We start from the raw sequence: 17,582 nt of genomic DNA, 5'->3' as shown, positions 1-17,582 counted from the left end.
TCGGCGCCTGTCTCCTCGATCGCGGTGCCGACGGTGTCGAACACCGGCAGCGTGACGCCGCCGACCTCGACCTCGCGACCGCCCTTGCCCGGGGTCACGCCGCCGACCACGGTCGAGCCGGCGGCGAGCATGCGGTGGGTGTGCTTGGTGCCCTCCGCGCCCGTCATGCCCTGCACGATGATCCTGCTGTCCTCGTTGAGGAAGATGGCCACGGTCCGCTCCCTATGCGACTGCTGCTGCGGCGGCGAGCTCGACGGCGCGGCGGGCGGCCGCGTCCATCGTGTCCACCTGGGACAGTCCGGGCAGCCCGGCCGCGTCGAGGATCCGCCTGCCCTCGCCTGCGTTGTTGCCGTCCAGCCGGACCACGATCGGCTTGCCGACCTCGCCAAGCAGCTCGAACGCCCGCACGATCCCGCCGGCCACCGCGTCGCACGCGGTGATGCCGCCGAAGACGTTCACGAAGACGCTGCGCACGTCCGGGTCGGACAGGATGATCTCCAGCCCGTTGGCCATCACCTCGGCCGAGGCGCCGCCGCCGATGTCCAGGAAGTTGGCCGGCTTCATCCCGCCGAACTCCTCGCCCGCGTAGGCCACCACGTCCAGCGTGGACATCACCAGGCCGGCACCGTTGCCGATGATCCCGACCTGGCCGTCCAGCTTGACGTAGTTGAGGTCCTTCGCCTTGGCCCTGGCCTCGAGCGGGTCCTCGGCGCTCTGGTCGACCAGCTCGGCGTGCTGCGGGTGCCGGAAGCTCGCGTTGTCGTCCAGGGTGACCTTGCCGTCCAGCGCGATCACGGTGTCCTGCGGATCGCGGACCAACGGGTTCACCTCGACCAGGGTGGCGTCCTCGGTGACGAAGGTCTCCCAGAGCTTGACGATCACCTCGGCGGCCTGCTCGGCGACGGCGTCCGGGAACTTCGCCGCGGTCGCGATCTCCCTGGCCTTGGCCAGGTCCACGCCGGCAAGCGGGTCGATCGGGATCTTGGCCAGCGCCTCCGGGCGCTCGACGGCGAGCAGCTCGATCTCGACGCCGCCCTCGGCGGAGGCCATCGCCAGGAAGGTGCGGTTCGCCCGGTCGAGCAGGAAGGAGAAGTAGTACTCCTCGGCGATGTCCGACGCCGGGGTGACGAGCACCCGGCGCACGACGTGGCCCTTGATGTCCAGGCCGAGGATGGCCTCGGCCTTCGCCTGCGCCTCGTCGGGCGTCTCGGCCAGCTTGACGCCGCCCGCCTTGCCGCGGCCGCCGGTCTTCACCTGGGCCTTGACCACCACGGTCTGCCCGAGCTGCTCGGTGGCCGCACGGGCCTGCTCCGGCGTCTCGACCACGGTGCCGGGCAGCACCGGTACCCCATGCGCGGCGAAGAGCTCCTTCGCCTGGTACTCGTACAGATCCACTCGTCAGTCTCCTGAATGCGCGGCGTCCGTCGGACGAAAGGACAGTAGCGAGGCGCGGTCGGCCCCGGCACGTCGCGTCCTGTGCTGTCGCTCACCTGCGGGACGGACGGGTGCTCACCGCGACCACGGCCGCCACGACCAGCGCCACCAGAGCGGCGGCGGACAACCACGTGCCCTGGGCGGCGACGGCCTGCTCGACGCGGCCACTGGTGAGCGGGAACTCCAGGAGGTGCACGCCGACCACGACGGCGGCGCCCAGTAGCAGTGCGGCCGCGCGGGACGGCCGGGACACCGGGGCGAGCACCGCGACGGCGATCACCACCACCAGGCCGAGCAGCAGACCCCAGGAGGACAGCCGGAACTCCGACCAGATGCCGGGGGCGACGAACTCCGGCGCGCGGATCGCGGGCAACCCGAACGCGCCGAACGCGAACAGCACCGCGGCCGTGCCCGGCACCGCGACGGCGATGTTCACGCCGCGTTCGGTGAGGTCGAGGTCTTCGCGCTCGGCGGCGCCGGCGATACCGGCGAGGATCGCGGCCGCCACGGCCAGCATCATGGCGAACCCGGTGAACCAGGTGCCGGCGCCCACGTGCACCGCCTGGCTGACCCCGGCGCCGGTGAGCGCGGCGTCCAGCGTGCCCGCGCCGACCAGCAGGACCGACGCGACCGCCACGGCCAGGGCCGGCCGAACCGCCGCCGCCGCGCCACGGATCAGCATGACGGCGCCGAGCAGGCCCACGATGATCCCGGCCGGGACCAGCTGCCGGTTGGCGAAGCTGTCCGGCCGGTCGATGCCGGTCTCCACCACCAGGAGGGTGCCGAACCCGCCGGCCAGCGCGGCCAACCCGGTGCCAAGGCCGAGCAGCCCGGTGACCAGGTGCAGCCGGCGCGCCTCGAGCCGCAGTTCGGGTTCCTCGTGGGGGACCCGGGTGCGCGGCCAGACGAAGACGACGACCACGAGCAGGCCGACCGCGCCCAGCGCGAGGTACGGGCCGACCGTGGGATCGAGCCGGTCGACGACCAGACCGGCCACGATCGCCGGCATGGTCACGCCGGCCACCCCGACGAGCAGCCCCAGCGTGGTGCCTTTGGCCAGCGCCGAGGGCATCGTGCCGGTGGCGAACATGCTGCCGAGCACCAATGTCCCGATGACGACCAGCCCGCCGGTCCGCGCCAGCGCCGGACTGCCGATGATGTCCAACGCGAGCTGGAACGCGTTGCCGGACCGGAACGGCGGCAGCAGCAACCCGACCGCGGCCACCGTCGAGCAGACGACCCCCCACCCGATCAGGTACCGGCGACTGGACGCCCGCTTGGCCTTCGACGCGCCGGCCAGCCATCGGGCACCGGCCGATGCGGGGACCGCGGCGGCCGACACCGACCGCGCGGACGAGCCGGCGCCGCCGGGCAGCCCGCCCGCCGAGCCGGGTGCCCCGGCCGGGTCAGGTCCGGCCGGCGCATCCGCCGGGGCGCCGTAGGCATCGGCGCCGTAGTCATCGGAGGTGTCCGGAAGACCGTTGCCGTCGTCCAGTTCCTCGGCGTAGGCGGAGCCGGGCACGGCGCCGGCCGAGCCGACCACCAGCAGACCGGCGACCGCCGCCGCGACGTAGCCGGCGAGCAGTACCCACAGGCCGGTACCGGCGGACAGCGGCGCCAGGTTGGTCGGCACCAGCACCTCGGGACGGGAGACGAGCAGGGCGTCCCGGGCGAGTTGCAGATCCATCAGCGCGCGGCCGGGCGCGAGCAGCCCGAAGCCGATCAGCACCCCGGAGGCGACCACCGGACGGCCAAGGAACACCGCGACCAGCGCCAGCACCACCGGCAGGACGGCCAGCCCGGCAAGCAGCGGCATGGCCGAGAAGCCGGCGGCCGGTGCGTCGGCGACCAGGCCGAGGTTGAGGCCGTACACGGTCAGCCCCGCGCCGAGCGCGGAGATCAGCAAGGCGAGGCGGAGTCGACCGGGGACGTCCGACCAGCCGGACCGCGCCGGCCGGGTGACGTCTTCCACGGTTTCCTCCGAAGCGCGTCGCTCCGTCGGGGGGCGTGCGTGCGGCGTTCGGGTCCGCTCAGTCATCGCCACGCACGCTAGCAACATCACTTGCTCCGGCTCGCCGGGCGGTGCCCGACGTCCCAGATTCCGGTTCGGTTGCCTGTCTAAACGGCTCGTCCGATGTAACGAGCATCACATTCTGACGGTCAGACCAAGCTCACCCTCTGTTGTTTACGCAGCATAGTTGACGGGCGGTCCACCACCCGATCGGCCGACACGCGTTACGGATGTTGCCCTCACCGCCGCTGACTCGTTACTGTCCACCGGTCCGTTGTCACGGTCCGGTCACGAAATGGACGGAGTCGGCAACCCCGAGACGCCGACTCAACCGGGTCCCCGCCCGGTGTCCCACCGAAGGCTCGTCCCCGCGAGCGCAGGTGTGTCGGCCGGACTCCCCGAACACGGAAGGGCAGGCTTTGGCTCGACACCGCTCCCCCGGCGGCCGACAGCACCAGCCAAGGGTTCCTGTCGAGGTGCGTCAGCACACCACCTCGACCAGGGCTCAGGGCACAGGTACAACCGGTTCCAACCGCACCGCAACCCCGTCATCGGCGGTGCGCGGCAAGGTTGTCGTCGCCGCGGTCGCGCTCGGCGCGTTCGCGGCGGCCGCCGCCGGACAGACGATCCAGGGCCCAGGCCAGAAATCCAACGACCCCACTCCGCTCGCCGGTGGTGACGCCTCGGCGTTGCTCGGCAGTGGCGGCGTCGGCGGCGACCGGTCGCTCGCGCCGGACATCCTCACCGTCTCCAGGACCGCCGACGGCCCCCTCGTGGCCAAGAAGATGGCCGAGAGCGAGCGGTTCAGCCAGGCACTGGCCGCCGAGGCGCAGAAGAAGCAGGCCGAGGCCCTGCGGGCGAAGTACGTCAAGCCAGCCGAGGGTTCGCTGACGTCGGGCTTCGGCGCCCGGTGGGGAACGACCCACTACGGGGTGGACATCGCGAACAAGATCGGCACCCCGATCCGCGCGGTCGCCGACGGCGTGGTCGTCGAGGCCGGGCCGGCCAGCGGGTTCGGCCTGTGGGTGCGGATCCAGCACGAGGACGGAACGATCAGCGTGTACGGACACGTGGACACGTTCTCGGTGCGCGAGGGCCAGAAGGTCAAGGCCGGCGACCAGATCGCCAGGATGGGCAACCGGGGCTACTCGACCGGCCCGCACCTGCACTTCGAGATCTGGGACGCGACCGGCAAAAAGCTCAACCCCGCGCCGTGGCTGTCCGCCCGCGGCATCAAGCTCTGAGCCCGGCTCAGGTTCCGAGCCGGCGCAGGAAGTAGGCGCTGGCGATCCGCCAGACCGTGCAGCCGACACCCCGCCGGTAGCAGCCGGTACAGCGGCGCCGGGTGCCGGGCTGGTGCAGGCGCAGCAGGGCGCGCCAGGCGCCGGACAGCCGGCGCAGCTCGGTGCCGGCCGGACCGGATGCCCGCGTGGCCAGGCCGTCAACCGTGTCCAGGTAGCGGCCCACCCCCTCGGCAAGAACCTTGAACAGAATCTCGTCCACGACCAGGGTCCCCCTTGTTGTCGAGCAGTCATGGGCGCAGTGAACCAGGGGGCACCGACAATTTCGAACGGGTGTTCGGATGGTCAGAGCTTCACGAGGGGGACGCTGCCGATGAGCATCAGCCGGATCGTGCCGGTGGAGCCGAAGTCGATGGTGGCGGTGGCGCGCGGGCCGGCGCCGTCGGTGGCGACGACCGTGCCGAGGCCGTACTTGTCGTGGTTGACCCGGTCGCCGACGTCGAGGGTCAGCGCCGGGGTGTCCTGCCAGCCCTTGAGCGGGCTGCTGCGGGTGGGCCCCCGGTCGCCGCGGCGCGGAGCCCAGGACGGGGCGCTCGGGGCGGGACGGGTCGGCTGCACCCGGCGCCAGTCGACCAGTTCCGCGGGGACCTCGTCGAGGAACCGGGACGGCGGGTTGGCGACCGGCTGGCCCCAGGACGACCGGACGATCGCCCGGGAGACGTAGAGCCGGCGCTGCGCGCGGGTGATGCCGACGTAGGCGAGCCGGCGCTCCTCGGCCAGTTCGGCCGGATCGCTGAGCGCCCGCAGGTGCGGGAACACGCCGTCCTCCCAGCCGGTGAGGAACACCGCGGGGTACTCCAGACCCTTGGCCGTGTGCAGGGTCATCAGGGTGACCACGCCGCTCGCGCCGTCCTCGGCGTCCGGGACCGCGTCGGCGTCGGCGACCAGGGAGACCCGTTCCAGGAACGCCTCGAGCGAGCCCGGCGCGACCGCGGGCGGCGCCACGTCGAGGGATTCGGCCGCCGCGGGCACCTCGGGCACGTCCTCGGTGGCGAACTCGCGGGCCACGTTGACCAACTCGTTGAGATTCTCCAGCCGGGTGGCGTCCTGCGGGTCGTCGCTGGCGTCCAGCTCGGCCCGGTAACCGGTGCGCTCCAGCACCGCCTCCAGCACCTCGGCCACGTCCAGGCCGTCGGCGAGCAGCCCGCGCAGCTCGTCCATCAGCTCGACGAACCCGGCGATCGCCCTGGTGGAGCGCGGGTTCAGCAGCTCGACCCGGCCCTGGGCGGCGGCCGCGAGTGCGGCCGAGAACGAGATCCGCTCGCGCTCGGCGTGGGTGGACACGCACGCCTCGGCCCGGTCGCCGATCCCGCGCTTGGGCACGTTGAGGATCCGGCGCAGGCTCACCGTGTCCTCCGGGTTGGCCAGCACCCGCAGGTAGGCCAGTGCGTCGCGGACCTCGCGCCGCTCGTAGAAGCGCACCCCGCCGACCACCCGGTACGGCAGGCCGAGCCGGATGAAGATCTCCTCGAACACCCGGGACTGGTTGTTGGTCCGGTAGAACACCGCGATGTCGCCGTTGCGCAGCTCGCCGGAGTCCACCAGCCGGTCGATCTCGCCGGCCACGAACCCGGCCTCGTCCCGGTCGTTGTCGCCGACGTAGCCGACGATCTTCTCGCCGTCGCCGGACGCACTCCACAGCCGCTTGTCCTTGCGGTTGGGGTTGCGCGAGATCACCGCGTTGGCGGCGGACAGGATGGTCTGGGTGGACCGGTAGTTCTGCTCCAGCATGATCGTCGTGGCCTGCGGGTAGTCCCGCTCGAACTCCACGATGTTGCGGATCGACGCGCCGCGGAAGGCGTAGATCGACTGGTCGGCATCGCCGACCACGCACAGCTCGGCCGGATCCTCGGTGCCGACCAGCTCCCGGACCAGGACGTACTGCGCGTGGTTGGTGTCCTGGTACTCGTCCACCAGCACGTGCCGGAACCGGCGCCGGTAGTACTCGGCCACGTCCGGGAACCGTTGCAGCAGCTCGACCGTGCGCATGATCAGGTCGTCGAAGTCGAACGCGTTGGCCTGGGAGAGCCGAAGCTGGTACTCCGCGTACACCTCGGCGACCCGGCGCTCGAGGTCGTTGGTGGCGGCCGCACGGGCCGTCTCCGGATCGGTCAGCTCGTTCTTCAGGTTCGACACGGCGACCGCGAGCGTGCGGGCCGGGTAGCGCTTGGGGTCCAGGTCGAGATCCCGGCCGACGAGCGTGATCAGCCGCCGGGAGTCGTCGGCGTCGTAGACCGAGAAGCTCGACTTCATGCCGAGGCTCTTGGCGTCCCGGCGCAGCACCCGCACGCACATCGAGTGGAACGTCGACACCCACATGGCATTCGACCGCCGGCCGACCAGCTCGGCGACCCGCTCCTTCATCTCGGCGGCGGCCTTGTTGGTGAAGGTGATCGCCATGACCTGGCCGGGATGCACCCCGCGCTCGGCGAGCAGGTAGGCGATCCGCCGGGTGAGCACCCGGGTCTTGCCCGAGCCGGCGCCGGCGACCACCAGCAGTGGCGAACCGGTGTGCTCGACCGCGCGGCGCTGGGCGTCGTTGAGGTCGGCGAGCAGGCTGGCCGGGTCGGACCGCTTCCGTGGCACACGGGACTCCACGGGGATTTCGAACAGAGCACTCATCGTGCTGACTACGGTACCGGGCAGCACCCACGCCGACCGGGCTCCCGCGCCGGGTCCGGAGCGCTTGGCCGGATCGTTCGACCCGCCGGCCCGGGATGTGTCAGAATCGCTCACGTGCAGACGCGCCACTACGAGTTTTTCTACGGGACCCGGACTCCGGCTCCCGTGGTTGCGTAGGCACCGACCAGACCACAGCGAAGCCCCGGAGTCCTCGGACCCCGGGGCTTCGCCGCCTACCAGGGTCCGAAACTCCGCAGTAGACAGCAGAGGATCATCATGACCCCCACATCGCACGACACCACCCCACCCGCCGCGGACCCGGCCGGGGAACTGCCCGGGCCGGAGCAGATCGCCGAGCTGCGGCAGGAGATCGACTGGCTGGACGCGGAGATCCTGCGTCTGGTGAAACGCCGGACCGAGGTGTCCAAGACCATCGGCGCGGTCCGGCTGGCCAGCGGCGGTCCGCGGCTGGTGCTCAACCGGGAGAACGTCGTCCTGGCCAAGTACCGGGAGCTCGGCAAGGAGGGCCAGCAGCTGGCCATGGCGCTGCTGAGCCTCGGCCGGGGGCCGCTCGGCAGGTAGCCGGGATCGGGACGATCTCAGGGTTCTCACCCATCCCGGTCCCCACGGAATGAGGGCACACTGGAATCATGCTCAACCTGATCGCGATCATCATCGCCATCGCCGCCGTGGTCGCGGCGCTCGCCCACGTCGGGTATCTGACGCTGCTGAACTCGGCCGCCAACAAGCGGGCCGGCGGCGCGCCGATCGCGCAGTGGGTGCGCAGCCGCTTGCCGGTCGCCGGGATCACCACGGCGGCCGCGCTGGTCGCCTGGCTGCTGACCAACGGCGGGGGTTTTGCCGACACGGTGGCGATCCTGCTGGGGGCCGGCTCCGGGCTGACCGCCACGAAGGCGCTGCAGTCAACCCAACAGCGGTATCGCACCGGCGGCTAGACGACGACCAGTGGGCGTTCGGCCCACTGCCGTCACTCGCCCGAGTGGCCGGGAGCGGAGGGTCTGGCCCGGGCGTTCCAACGCTGCGCAACCGAATACCGTTGCCTGAGTGAGCATGCGGGGATGGGCGAAGATCATCGCGATCGGGCGCGACGCGGGCAGGCACCGGCGCGGTTCGGGCGATCCGGGTTGTGATCTCATCACCCAGGAGGTCACCGAGCCGAGCGAGCTGGTCTGGCCGGAACCGGCGACCGGACTGGGCAAGTTCAATCTGGGCACCATCCCGGCCTCGGTGACGCCGCCGCGCAGTTGGCGCCGGGCCGCGTGGTTCGCCGTCGGGACCGCCGCGTTCGTGGTGTGCGCGTTGGGTTTCGCCTCCGTCGCACTGGTCGGCAACCCGCGCAAGAGCACCACGATCGACGCGCTGCCGGAGGAGCCGAGCCAGCACCTGGCGATCACCGTGCTGACCACCGGAGAGTCCGGCGAGGAGCCCACCGCCGCGGTGCCGACGACCGCCGCGACCGTCTCCGGCACGACCACGCACAGCGGCCGCACCAACGGCCCGGCCGCCAAGCAGGCCACGCCCGCTCCGCCGGCGCGGTCGGCGCAACAGCAACCGCACCCGCCACCTGCCCGCAGCACCCGACCGCCGACCACGGAGCCGACGCTCTACACCGCGCCGATCCCGCTGGCGCAGTCCGTGCCGCCGTCCCTGCACGAGTTGACCGAGCAGTACTTCGGTTACGTGATCCGCGATCCGCGGGCCGCCCACGAGTTGACCGGCGGCGCGCTGCGGGCCGAGGGACCCACCGGGATCCAGGGCCGCTACGCCGGCGTCACCCGGCTCGTGATCAAGAAGATCAGCGTCCACCGGTTCAGATCGCACGCCGAGGCCAAGCTGGTGCTGTTCTCGCGGGACGGCCGGAAGAAGTTCGCCGAGCGCCGGCTCACCTTCAGCGCCGGGCCGGAGCCGCGGATTACCAGCGACACCCCTTCCTGATCCGCTCTGTGCACAGCGTCAACGGCTGCGCCGTTTGAGTGATGATCTCAGTCATTGGTCGCCACCATCGGGTGCTGGTTCCAGAATGACTGGCGCCACAAGAACAATCACGGTACGAGTTCCTCCGAACGCGTACCGCAATCGTTTCGACGACCTGACTTTCGCTTGGGGTGCAGCACGGTGGACGAACCGACGACCGGCCGGCGGCATGTCCGCGCCGGGTCGGTGCACGTCACCGAGTTGCTCGGCCCCCAGCGGCGCCGGTTCCTGCTGTCCGGAACGTCGCCGGAGGAGCTGGATCCCACGGCGGCGGCACACGAGGACCGGCCCGAGGAGGCCGACCCCGATGCACCGACCCCACACCGCCGCCCGCCGCCCGCGTTCGCCCACCGGATCAAGATCGTCTGTCTGACCCTGAGCCTGCTCGCGCTCTGCGCTTCGCTGGTGTTCGGCACGATCAGTGGTGATCACCGAGGCGCACCGGTGAGCCGGCCGGGACCGCCGATCAGTGGGGAGCAGGCCCTCCTGCCACCCCTGCTGAACAGCGTGTTGCCCGGTCTGCCAACGATTTCCGCCACCAGCACCACGGTCACCGGAGTGATCGAGAGCGCCGGGACAACCCGCCGGTCCGGCTCGGAAACGGCGCCGCCGACCGTGACCTACGTCGCGCCCCGCAACTCCAACGCCTCGCTCGTCGAACGGTTCTACCAGCTGATCCGGACCGCCCCGGACCGGGCGTTCCCGCTGCTGGACGGAACGCTGTTCGGCATCGACCTCGGTGAGTTCGTGCGGTCCTGGGCCGGTGTGACCGATCTCCAAGTACTGGACCTCCGGGACCAGGGCGACGACGTGCTTGCCACCGTTCGGATGCGCCTGCCGGACGGCAGCCACCTGCAGATCGAGCAGTTGCTCGACGTGACGAGCACGTTGCCGCAACGGATCGTGGGCGCCCGGCTGCTCTCCGCACGACGCAGCTGACCGGGCCGGGGCGTCAAGCGGACGGCACCCGTACGGCGTAATGTTCGCCCGTGCGGCACTTACATCAGGTCCTCCCTCCGTGTGCACAGCGTGAGCGGCTTAACCTGTGCCGAGGGTGGGGATCGCGGCCACGCTTCGAGGGAGGTTGCGTGACGCACAGAGCAGTGGCGACCGTGGAGTCTGACCGATGACCGACGAGGGCCGTGTCGTCGCCGGGCGATACCGGTTGATCAGCCGCATCGGCACAGGCGCGATGGGCGTGGTGTGGCGCGCCCACGACGAGCGCCTCGGCCGTACGGTCGCGGTGAAGAAGCTGCTGCTCTCGCCCGGTCTCCCCGAGGACGAGGCGCACGAGGCGGTCGAGCGTTGCCTGCGCGAGGGTCGGATCGCCGCGAAGCTGCACCACCCCAACGCGATCGCGGTCTACGACGTGGTCGACGAGGACGGCGCGCCCTGCCTGATCATGGAGTACCTGCCGTCCCGCAGCCTGGCCATGGTGCTGAGCGAGACCGGCCCGCTGGACCCGCGCGAGGTGGCCCGGATCGGCGCCAGCTCGGCGGCCGCGCTGGTAGCCGCGCACGCGGCCGGCATCGTGCACCGGGATGTCAAGCCGGGCAACATCCTGCTCGGCGACGACGGCTCGGTGAAGATCACCGACTTCGGCATCTCCCGGGCTTCGGACGACGTCACGGTGACCAAGACCGGCATGATCGCCGGCACCCCGGCCTATCTGGCGCCGGAGATGGCCATCGGCAGGGATCCGACGCCTGCTTCGGACATCTTCTCGCTCGGCTCGACGCTGTACGCGGCGGTCGAGGGCGAGCCGCCGTTCGGGTTGTCCGACAACACCCTCGGCCTGCTGCACCGGGTGGCCGCCGGGAAGATCAACCCGCCGATGGTGGCCGGCCCGCTGACCGACGTGCTGGTCGCCATGCTCGCCACCGACCCGCTCGGCCGGCCCAACACCGCGCAGACCCGGGATCTGTTGGCCGCGGTGGGCCGGGGCGAGGAGCCGATCTTCAGCTCGTTGCCGCGGCTGCCGGTCATGCCGATGCGGGACCCGGAGGACGAGCCGACCCGGCTGGTCGCCGCCGACTCGCAGACGCAGGTGGTGCGGCCCCGGCCGGTGGGCCAGGGCACCGCGACCCGAACCCCGCCGGTCCGCCGGGACCGGTCCCGGGCGTGGATCCTGGGGCTGTCCGCCGCCCTGCTGGTCGCGCTGATCGCCGGACTCGCGTGGATGCTGTCCAACCAGAACAATGGCAGGACCAACACGGGCGACCCCCCACAGAACGTTCCGCCGGTCGTGAGCTCCAGCTCCGAGGCCACCCCGACCACCGAGCCGGAGCCGACCACCACCACGGAAGAGACGACCACGACGACGGAAGCGCCGACCACGACCACCACGGCCGCACCGCGCGTCACGACCCCGCCGAGGACCACGACCACGACCCCGCCGGTGGTCACCACCACCACGAGCGCGCCGGTGGCCGCCACCACCACGACCGCGCCGCCGGGCGGGGGTGGCGGCAACCCGCCCGCCCCGTAAACCCGAGCCGATTCGAACCGGGAGCCGTTGTTGACCACTGAAGACCGGGTGGTGGCCGGCCGCTACCGCCTCGGCTCCCGGATCGGCAGTGGAGCCATGGGTGTGGTGTGGCAGGCCCACGACGAGCGTCTGCACCGCACCGTCGCGATCAAGCAGTTGCTGCTGCACCCCGAGCTGAGCCCGGCCCAGGCCGAGGAGGCCCGGCTGCGGTCGATGCGGGAGGGCCGGATCGCCGCGCGACTGTCCCATCCGAACGCGGTCACCGTGTACGACGTGGCCGAGCACCGCGGCGAGCCGTGGCTGGTCATGGAGTACCTGCCGTCGCGCAGCCTGGCGGCCGTGATCGCCGACCGGGGCGCGCTGCCGCCGGAGGAGGTCGCCCGGATCGGCACCCAGGTGGCCGCCGCGCTGATCGCCGCGCACAGTGCCGGCATTGTGCACCGCGACGTCAAGCCGGCCAACGTGCTGCTCGGCGACGACGGCACCGTCAAGATCACCGACTTCGGCATCTCCCGGGCCACCGGGGACGTCACGGTCACCGCCACCGGGATGCTCGCCGGCACGCCCGCCTACCTGGCACCCGAGGTGGCCAAGGGCCGCGAGCCGACCGCCGCGTCCGACGTGTTCTCGCTCGGCTCCACGCTCTACACCGCGGTCGAGGGGCACTCGCCGTTCGGCCTCGGCGAGAACACGCTCGCCCTGCTGTACGCGGTGGCCGCCGGGCGGATCTCGCCGCCGCGCCAGGCCGGACCGCTGACCGCCCTGCTGATGTCGCTGCTGCGGGTGGATCCCACCGAGCGGCTGAGCATGGTCGAGGCCCGGGACGGGCTGGCCGCGGTCGCCGCCGGCCGGCCGGTGCCGGTGCCGGCCGGCCGGACCGAGCTGATCTCCGGTCGCCATGCCGCCCCGCCGAGCCCGCCGCACGGCTTCGAGGGAACCCGGCTGGACGTGCACCCGTTGGCCGAACCGCCACCGGGTTCGCCGCCGTTCGGCGTCCCGCGGGCGGCGCCGCCCGCCGCGCCACCGGGCCGCACCCGCCGTGGGCGCAGCGTGCTGCTGACCGTGCTGGCCGTGGTGGCCGCGGCACTGGTCGGCATCCTGGTCGCCAGCCTGTTCACCGACGGGCGGCCGAACTCGCAGGCCCAGCAGCAGACCGGGACGTCCACCCAGCCGTCCGCGAGCGGGACCACCACGACCCAGCCGGCGCCGAGCACCACCACCAGCAGCACGACCACCGCACCGGCCAGCACCACCACCACGGCGCCTCCGGTCTCATCGAGCGCACCGTCGGTCGCGACGCCGGCCGCCACCGAAGCGGCCGTGCGGCAGTTCCTCGCGCAGCTGCCGGGCAACCCGGCGGCCGGCTACGAGCTGCTCAGCGACGCGGCCAAGAGCCGGTACGGCTCGGTGCAGGGGTTCGCCCAGTCGCTGGCCGGGATCACCGCGATCGAGGTGCTGATGGTCCGGTCCGACACCGCGGCGGCAGCGGCTTTCCTGCAGATCACCAACGCGGATGGGAACAAGTCCAGCCAGCCCTACGTGTTCACCCTGGTGGAGAAGGACGGCCGGCTGCTGATCGAGGACTGGGCGCAGGGCCGCTCCACCCCCTAGTAGTCCGCCTCTCCGGGATTCAACTGCTGTCGTTACGTCCCAGCGAAAGTGCGGATGACCGGTTGATGGTGGCTGGACGCCGTCACGGTACCCCTGAGGTTATGTTGGTTGGGCCAAGACTTTGCTTCAATGATCCACAGTGACACGCCCTACCTAGCCGGCACTGGTCGCGGCGGCGCGCAGCGCGTCGAGCAGGCAGGCGACCGGCGGGGAGTCCAGTGCGGACTCGCGCACGGCGGCCTGGATCACCCTGGTCGGCTCCGGCCGGGTCACCCGGCGCACCACCACTCCGGGATGCGGGTTTCCCAGGCCCAGCCGGGGAATCACGCTGATGCCCAGTCCGGCGGCCACGAACCCCTGGGCGTTGGCGTAGTCCTCGGACTCGACCACGAAGCTGGGCGTGAACCCCGCCGCCGCGCAGCCGTCGAGCAACAGCCGCACGCACGGCCCGGCCGGCCACTCGTTGCCCACCCAGGGCTCCTCGGCCAATTCGGCCAGCTCGATCACGCGCTTGCGTTGCAGCCGGTGCCCGCGCGGCAGCACCACCCGGTACGGGTCGTCGAGCAGGTGCACCAGCCGGACGCCGCCGCCGACCGGATCGGCCGCCCGGTGCACCACGATCGCCACGTCCGCCCGGCCGCTGCGCACCTCGGGCAGCGGGTCCTCCGGGTCGGTCAGCTTCAGGTCGACCTGCACCCCGGGATGCTCGCGGCGCAGGGTGGCCAGTGCCGGCGGCAGCAGCGCCTGTCCGGCCGTGGCGAAGTACCGGATCGAGATCCGCCCGGTCCGGCCGGCGCGCAGGTCGGCGAGGGCCAGCTCGGCCTCGGCGACGTGCCGGCAGATGATCGCGGCGTGCTCGGTGAGCAGGGCTCCGGCCGCCGTCGGGCGCACGCCGCGGCCGATCCGCTCCAGCAGCGACATCCCGGTCTCCCGTTCCAGCGCGGCGACCTGCTGGCTCACCGCGGACGGGGTGAAGCCTAGGTTGGCCGCCGCCGCGGTGATCGATCCGCTGGTCACGACCGCGCGCAGCACCTGCATCCGGCGAACGTCGAGCACGCCGCGATCATACAGTTCTGCTTAACGATTCGTGCATCACTATTCACTTGTCCTGGCGGATCGGCTGGGGCAACGTGTGCGCCGTGATCAGCACAAACCGTGGCAGCCTGGTTCGGATGGGCCTGTTGGCCCTGCTCTGGGGTTCGAGCTTCCTGTGGATCAAACTCGCCCTGCAGGGGTTCTCGCCGGTGCAGATCGCGCTGATCCGCTCGGTGCTCGGCGCCGGGCTGCTGATCGTGCTGTGCCTGGCCACCCGGCAGTACCTGCCAAGGGAGCGCTGGGTGTGGGGACACATGCTGGTCGCCGCGACGTTCGGCAACGTCATCCCGTTCACCCTGTTCGGCGTCGGCGAGCAGACCGTGGACACCGGCATCGCCGGTGTGCTCAACGCCACGACCCCGCTGTTCGCGCTGCTGATCGGAATCGGGCTCGGCACCGAGCGGTCGGCGTCCCCGGTGCGGATCGGCGGGCTGCTGCTCGGCTTCGCCGGCGTGCTGCTGATCTTCGCGCCGTGGCAGACCGCCGGGCTGGTCAGCTGGGGCGCGCTCGCGCTGCTGGCCGCGGCCGCGAGCTACGCGATCTGCTACAGCTACGTCGGCCGGTTCGTCTCCGGCCGGGCCGCCACCCCCACGGCGCTCTCCGCCACCCAGTTGATCACCGCGGTCGGCCTGACCGCGCTCACCGTTCCGGTCGCCGGCACCCAGCCGGTGCGGTTCAGCGTGCTCGCCGTGGTCGCGGTCGCCATCCTCGGCATCTTCGGCACCGGCCTGGCGTTCGTGCTCAACTACCGGCTGATCGCCGACGAGGGCGCCACCAACGCCACCACGGTCGGCTACCTGCTCCCGGTGGTCTCGGTGCTGCTCGGCGCGGCGGTCCTCGGCGAGGATCTCAACCTGCGGGTGATCGCCGGCATGCTGGTCGTGCTCGTCGGCGTGGCGATGACCCGGGCCCGGCCCCGGGCGCGGGTGACGAACCCGGAACCCGCGCTGGCCACGGCCGGGACCACCTAGACCAGGCGTCGGTCGGAGGCCCAGCGGGACAGCTCGTAGCGGTTGGACAGCTGCGTCTTGCGCAACACGCTGGACACGTGCGTCTCCACCGTCTTCACCGAGATGAACAGCTCGGAGGCGATCTCCTTGTAGGCGTAGCCGCGGGCCAGCAGGCGCAGCACGTCCCGCTCGCGCGGGGTGAGCAGGTCCAGCTCCGGGTCGCTGATCGGGGCGGCACCCGGGCGGTCGGCGAAGGCGTCCAGCACGAAACCGGCCAGCCGCGGGGAGAACACCGCGTCGCCGTCGGAGACCCGCACGACCGCCCGGACCAGCTCCTGGGTGGAGATCGTCTTGGTGACGTAGCCGCGGGCGCCGGCCCTGATCACCGCGATCACGTCCTCGGCCGCATCGGACACGGACAGCGCCAGGAACACCACCTCGGTGTCGTGCTTGCGGACCTGGCGCAGCACCTCGGCGCCGCCGCCGTCGGGCATGTGCACGTCGAGCAGGACCACGTCCGGCTTCAGGTGGCCGATCCCGGCGACCGCCTCGCCCACCGTGCCGGCCTCGCCGACCACCTCGATCTCGTCGGTGACCGGCTCCAGCTCCGCCTTGACCCCGGCCCGGAACAGCCCGTGGTCGTCCACCAGGAACACCCGAACGGGCTTGTCACTCATGATGCTGTCTCCGTCCGTGGCATGTGCAGCTGCACCTCGGTGCCCTCGCCCGGCGACGTCCGCAGCCGGACCGCGCCGCCGTTGCGCTCCATCCTGCCCCTGATCGAGCCGGCCAGGCCATGCCGGTCCGCGGAGACCCCGTCCGGGTCGAACCCCTGACCGCGATCCCGGACGAACACGGTCACCTGGTCCGGCTCCACCTCGGCGTACACGCTGAACTCCGGCACCCCGGCGTGCTTGGCCGCGTTCACCATCGCCTCCCGGGCGGCCAGCACCAGCGACCCCAGCTTCTCGTCCAGCGGGACGTCCCCGACCAGCACCTGGTCGATCTTGACCGCGAACGCGTCCTCGACCTCGCCGGCCGCCTGCCGGATCGCGTCGGAGAGCACCGTCGCCTCGCCGGCAGGGCCCACCTTCGCGCTCGGGTACAGCCACTCGCGCAGCTGGCGTTCCTGGCCGCGGGCCAGCCGGAGCACCTCGCGCGGCGCCTCGGACTGCTTCTGGATCAGCGCCAGCGTCTGCAGCACCGAGTCGTGCAGGTGCGCGGCGATCTCGGCCCGCTCCTCGGTGCGGATGCGCGCCGCCCGCTCCTCGCCGAGGTCCCGGACCATCCGCAGCCAGAACGGCACGGTCAGCACGGCCGCCCCGACCAGCGTGGCCAGCACGGACAGCAGCGCGAACTGCATCTGGTCCAGCCGGAAGCTCTGCAGCAGGAAGACCAGGATCCCGGTGATCACCAGCGCGGCCCCGGCCAGCACCCGGACCAGGGCGGTCCACCCGCCGCCGCCGAACACCGCGCCGGCGACGCCGGACTCCTTCCAGCGGCGCCGCCGGGAGTCGTCGGCCTCGCGCCAGACCAGCGCGGCACCGAGCAGGGCCACCCCCAGCGCGCCGACCACCCAGCCGCTGGCCGACCCGGACAGCGTGCCGATCCCGACCGCGAGGGCGATCCCGAGGGCGAGCAGACCGAACGCCTGCTGCCGCTCCTTGGCCGAGGCCTGCCGGACCGGCGTGTCCGTCGGCTCCTGCGGGACGAACGCCCACAGCAGGCCGTAGGCCACCATCCCGGCCCCGCCCATCGCGGCGAGCACGGCGAAGGCCACCCGGACCCACAGCACGTCGACGCCGAGGTGGTCGGCCATCCCGCCGGCCACCCCGGCCACGGCCCGGGCCGACCTGCGGCGGTACATCTTGGGGGCCTCGGCCCGCCGGATCACCGCTGCGGGCGCCGGCCGCTCGACCTCCGCGCTCACCACCGGCCTCTCCTCGGCTTGCACTGTCACCTCATCATGGTCACACGACCACGGGCCCGGTTCATCGGGGAAATACCCGGAACAAGAGTTCACCCCGACCGTCGAATCCGGGTCAACCTCAGGGCTGGTCCCCGATGTGCGCGGG

The 17,582-nt window shown here is 72.0% G+C and carries 15 protein-coding genes and 1 pseudogene; 8 read left to right on the top strand and 8 right to left on the bottom strand.

Features of this window, described 5'->3' with window-relative positions:
- The 3 genes and pseudogenes from VFV67_RS13115 to VFV67_RS13105 form a co-directional block, all read right to left on the bottom strand.
- Window positions 1-212 (bottom strand): annotated as a pseudogene (locus tag VFV67_RS13115) (succinate--CoA ligase subunit alpha); the annotation flags it as partial.
- 10 nt (window positions 213-222) lie between these two features.
- On the bottom strand, window positions 223-1,395 hold the full coding sequence (sucC, locus tag VFV67_RS13110; protein ID WP_326469989.1) for an ADP-forming succinate--CoA ligase subunit beta: 1,173 nt from the start codon (window positions 1,393-1,395) through the stop codon (window positions 223-225).
- A gap of 91 nt (window positions 1,396-1,486) precedes the next feature.
- Window positions 1,487-3,406, bottom strand: coding sequence for a hypothetical protein (locus VFV67_RS13105; protein ID WP_326469987.1), 1,920 nt, complete (start codon window positions 3,404-3,406; stop codon window positions 1,487-1,489).
- A gap of 596 nt (window positions 3,407-4,002) precedes the next feature.
- On the opposite strand from VFV67_RS13105, the gene VFV67_RS13100 reads away from it, so the two are divergent.
- Entirely contained in the window at window positions 4,003-4,689 is a 687-nt protein-coding gene (locus VFV67_RS13100; protein WP_326469985.1) for a M23 family metallopeptidase, read from the top strand.
- A gap of 7 nt (window positions 4,690-4,696) precedes the next feature.
- On the opposite strand, the gene VFV67_RS13095 is transcribed toward VFV67_RS13100, so the two are convergent.
- The gene (locus VFV67_RS13095) at window positions 4,697-4,948 is read right to left on the bottom strand and encodes a hypothetical protein (RefSeq protein ID WP_326469983.1); all 252 of its coding nucleotides are present in this window, start codon (window positions 4,946-4,948) and stop codon (window positions 4,697-4,699) included.
- A gap of 83 nt (window positions 4,949-5,031) precedes the next feature.
- On the bottom strand, window positions 5,032-7,368 hold the full coding sequence (pcrA, locus tag VFV67_RS13090; protein WP_326469981.1) for a DNA helicase PcrA: 2,337 nt from the start codon (window positions 7,366-7,368) through the stop codon (window positions 5,032-5,034).
- 276 nt (window positions 7,369-7,644) lie between these two features.
- On the opposite strand from pcrA, the gene VFV67_RS13085 reads away from it, so the two are divergent.
- The 6 genes from VFV67_RS13085 (at window position 7,645) to VFV67_RS13060 (ending at window position 13,462) form a co-directional block, all read left to right on the top strand.
- A complete protein-coding gene (locus tag VFV67_RS13085; protein WP_326469980.1) occupies window positions 7,645-7,950 on the top strand; it encodes a chorismate mutase in 306 nt (101 codons plus the stop codon).
- Window positions 7,951-8,018: 68 nt separating this feature from the next.
- Window positions 8,019-8,324: a hypothetical protein gene (locus VFV67_RS13080; protein WP_326469979.1), complete on the top strand. Its 306-nt coding sequence runs from the start codon at window positions 8,019-8,021 to the stop codon at window positions 8,322-8,324.
- Between the two features lie 109 nt (window positions 8,325-8,433).
- A complete protein-coding gene (locus tag VFV67_RS13075) occupies window positions 8,434-9,324 on the top strand; it encodes a hypothetical protein (RefSeq protein ID WP_326469978.1) in 891 nt (296 codons plus the stop codon).
- A 180-nt stretch (window positions 9,325-9,504) separates the two neighbouring features.
- Window positions 9,505-10,302 carry a hypothetical protein gene (locus tag VFV67_RS13070; RefSeq protein ID WP_326469976.1) on the top strand — a complete coding sequence of 266 codons (798 nt, stop codon included), beginning with the start codon at window positions 9,505-9,507 and terminating at the stop codon, window positions 10,300-10,302.
- Between the two features lie 187 nt (window positions 10,303-10,489).
- Window positions 10,490-11,851: a serine/threonine-protein kinase gene (locus VFV67_RS13065; protein ID WP_326469974.1), complete on the top strand. Its 1,362-nt coding sequence runs from the start codon at window positions 10,490-10,492 to the stop codon at window positions 11,849-11,851.
- A 30-nt stretch (window positions 11,852-11,881) separates the two neighbouring features.
- Window positions 11,882-13,462: a serine/threonine-protein kinase gene (locus VFV67_RS13060; protein ID WP_326469972.1), complete on the top strand. Its 1,581-nt coding sequence runs from the start codon at window positions 11,882-11,884 to the stop codon at window positions 13,460-13,462.
- A 153-nt stretch (window positions 13,463-13,615) separates the two neighbouring features.
- Here VFV67_RS13060 and VFV67_RS13055 read toward each other — a convergent pair whose 3' ends face one another.
- Window positions 13,616-14,518 (bottom strand): LysR family transcriptional regulator, encoded by a 903-nt coding sequence (locus VFV67_RS13055; RefSeq protein ID WP_326469971.1) that lies wholly within the window; start codon window positions 14,516-14,518, stop codon window positions 13,616-13,618.
- A 116-nt stretch (window positions 14,519-14,634) separates the two neighbouring features.
- Here VFV67_RS13055 and VFV67_RS13050 point away from each other — a divergent pair, with 116 nt between their 5' ends.
- Window positions 14,635-15,528 (top strand): DMT family transporter, encoded by an 894-nt coding sequence (locus VFV67_RS13050; protein ID WP_326469970.1) that lies wholly within the window; start codon window positions 14,635-14,637, stop codon window positions 15,526-15,528.
- Here VFV67_RS13050 and VFV67_RS13045 read toward each other — a convergent pair.
- Window positions 15,525-16,184 carry a response regulator transcription factor gene (locus VFV67_RS13045; protein ID WP_326469969.1) on the bottom strand — a complete coding sequence of 220 codons (660 nt, stop codon included), beginning with the start codon at window positions 16,182-16,184 and terminating at the stop codon, window positions 15,525-15,527. The genes VFV67_RS13050 and VFV67_RS13045 overlap by 4 nt on opposite strands.
- Window positions 16,181-17,440, bottom strand: a complete 1,260-nt coding sequence (locus VFV67_RS13040) for a PspC domain-containing protein (protein WP_414636242.1) — start codon at window positions 17,438-17,440, stop codon at window positions 16,181-16,183. The genes VFV67_RS13045 and VFV67_RS13040 overlap by 4 nt, the downstream gene beginning before the upstream one ends.
- Between the last annotated feature and the right edge of the window lie 142 nt (window positions 17,441-17,582).

It is taken from the genome of Actinophytocola sp. (assembly GCF_035762905.1).
Lineage (GTDB): Bacteria > Actinomycetota > Actinomycetes > Mycobacteriales > Pseudonocardiaceae > DASYTH01.
Note: the sequence above shows the minus strand (reverse complement) of the source record. Positions and strands in the feature narration are given on the sequence as shown.

Excerpts from the sequence above, each read along its gene's own strand:
- VFV67_RS13045 (WP_326469969.1), bottom strand. The coding sequence starts at position 16,184 with ATGAGTGACAAGCCCGTTCGGGTGTTCCTGGTGGACGACCACGGGCTG.
- VFV67_RS13050 (WP_326469970.1), top strand. The coding sequence starts at position 14,635 with ATGGGCCTGTTGGCCCTGCTCTGGGGTTCGAGCTTCCTGTGGATCAAA.
- VFV67_RS13065 (WP_326469974.1), top strand. The coding sequence starts at position 10,490 with ATGACCGACGAGGGCCGTGTCGTCGCCGGGCGATACCGGTTGATCAGC.
- pcrA (WP_326469981.1), bottom strand. The coding sequence starts at position 7,368 with ATGAGTGCTCTGTTCGAAATCCCCGTGGAGTCCCGTGTGCCACGGAAG.
- VFV67_RS13080 (WP_326469979.1), top strand. The coding sequence starts at position 8,019 with ATGCTCAACCTGATCGCGATCATCATCGCCATCGCCGCCGTGGTCGCG.
- VFV67_RS13085 (WP_326469980.1), top strand. The coding sequence starts at position 7,645 with ATGACCCCCACATCGCACGACACCACCCCACCCGCCGCGGACCCGGCC.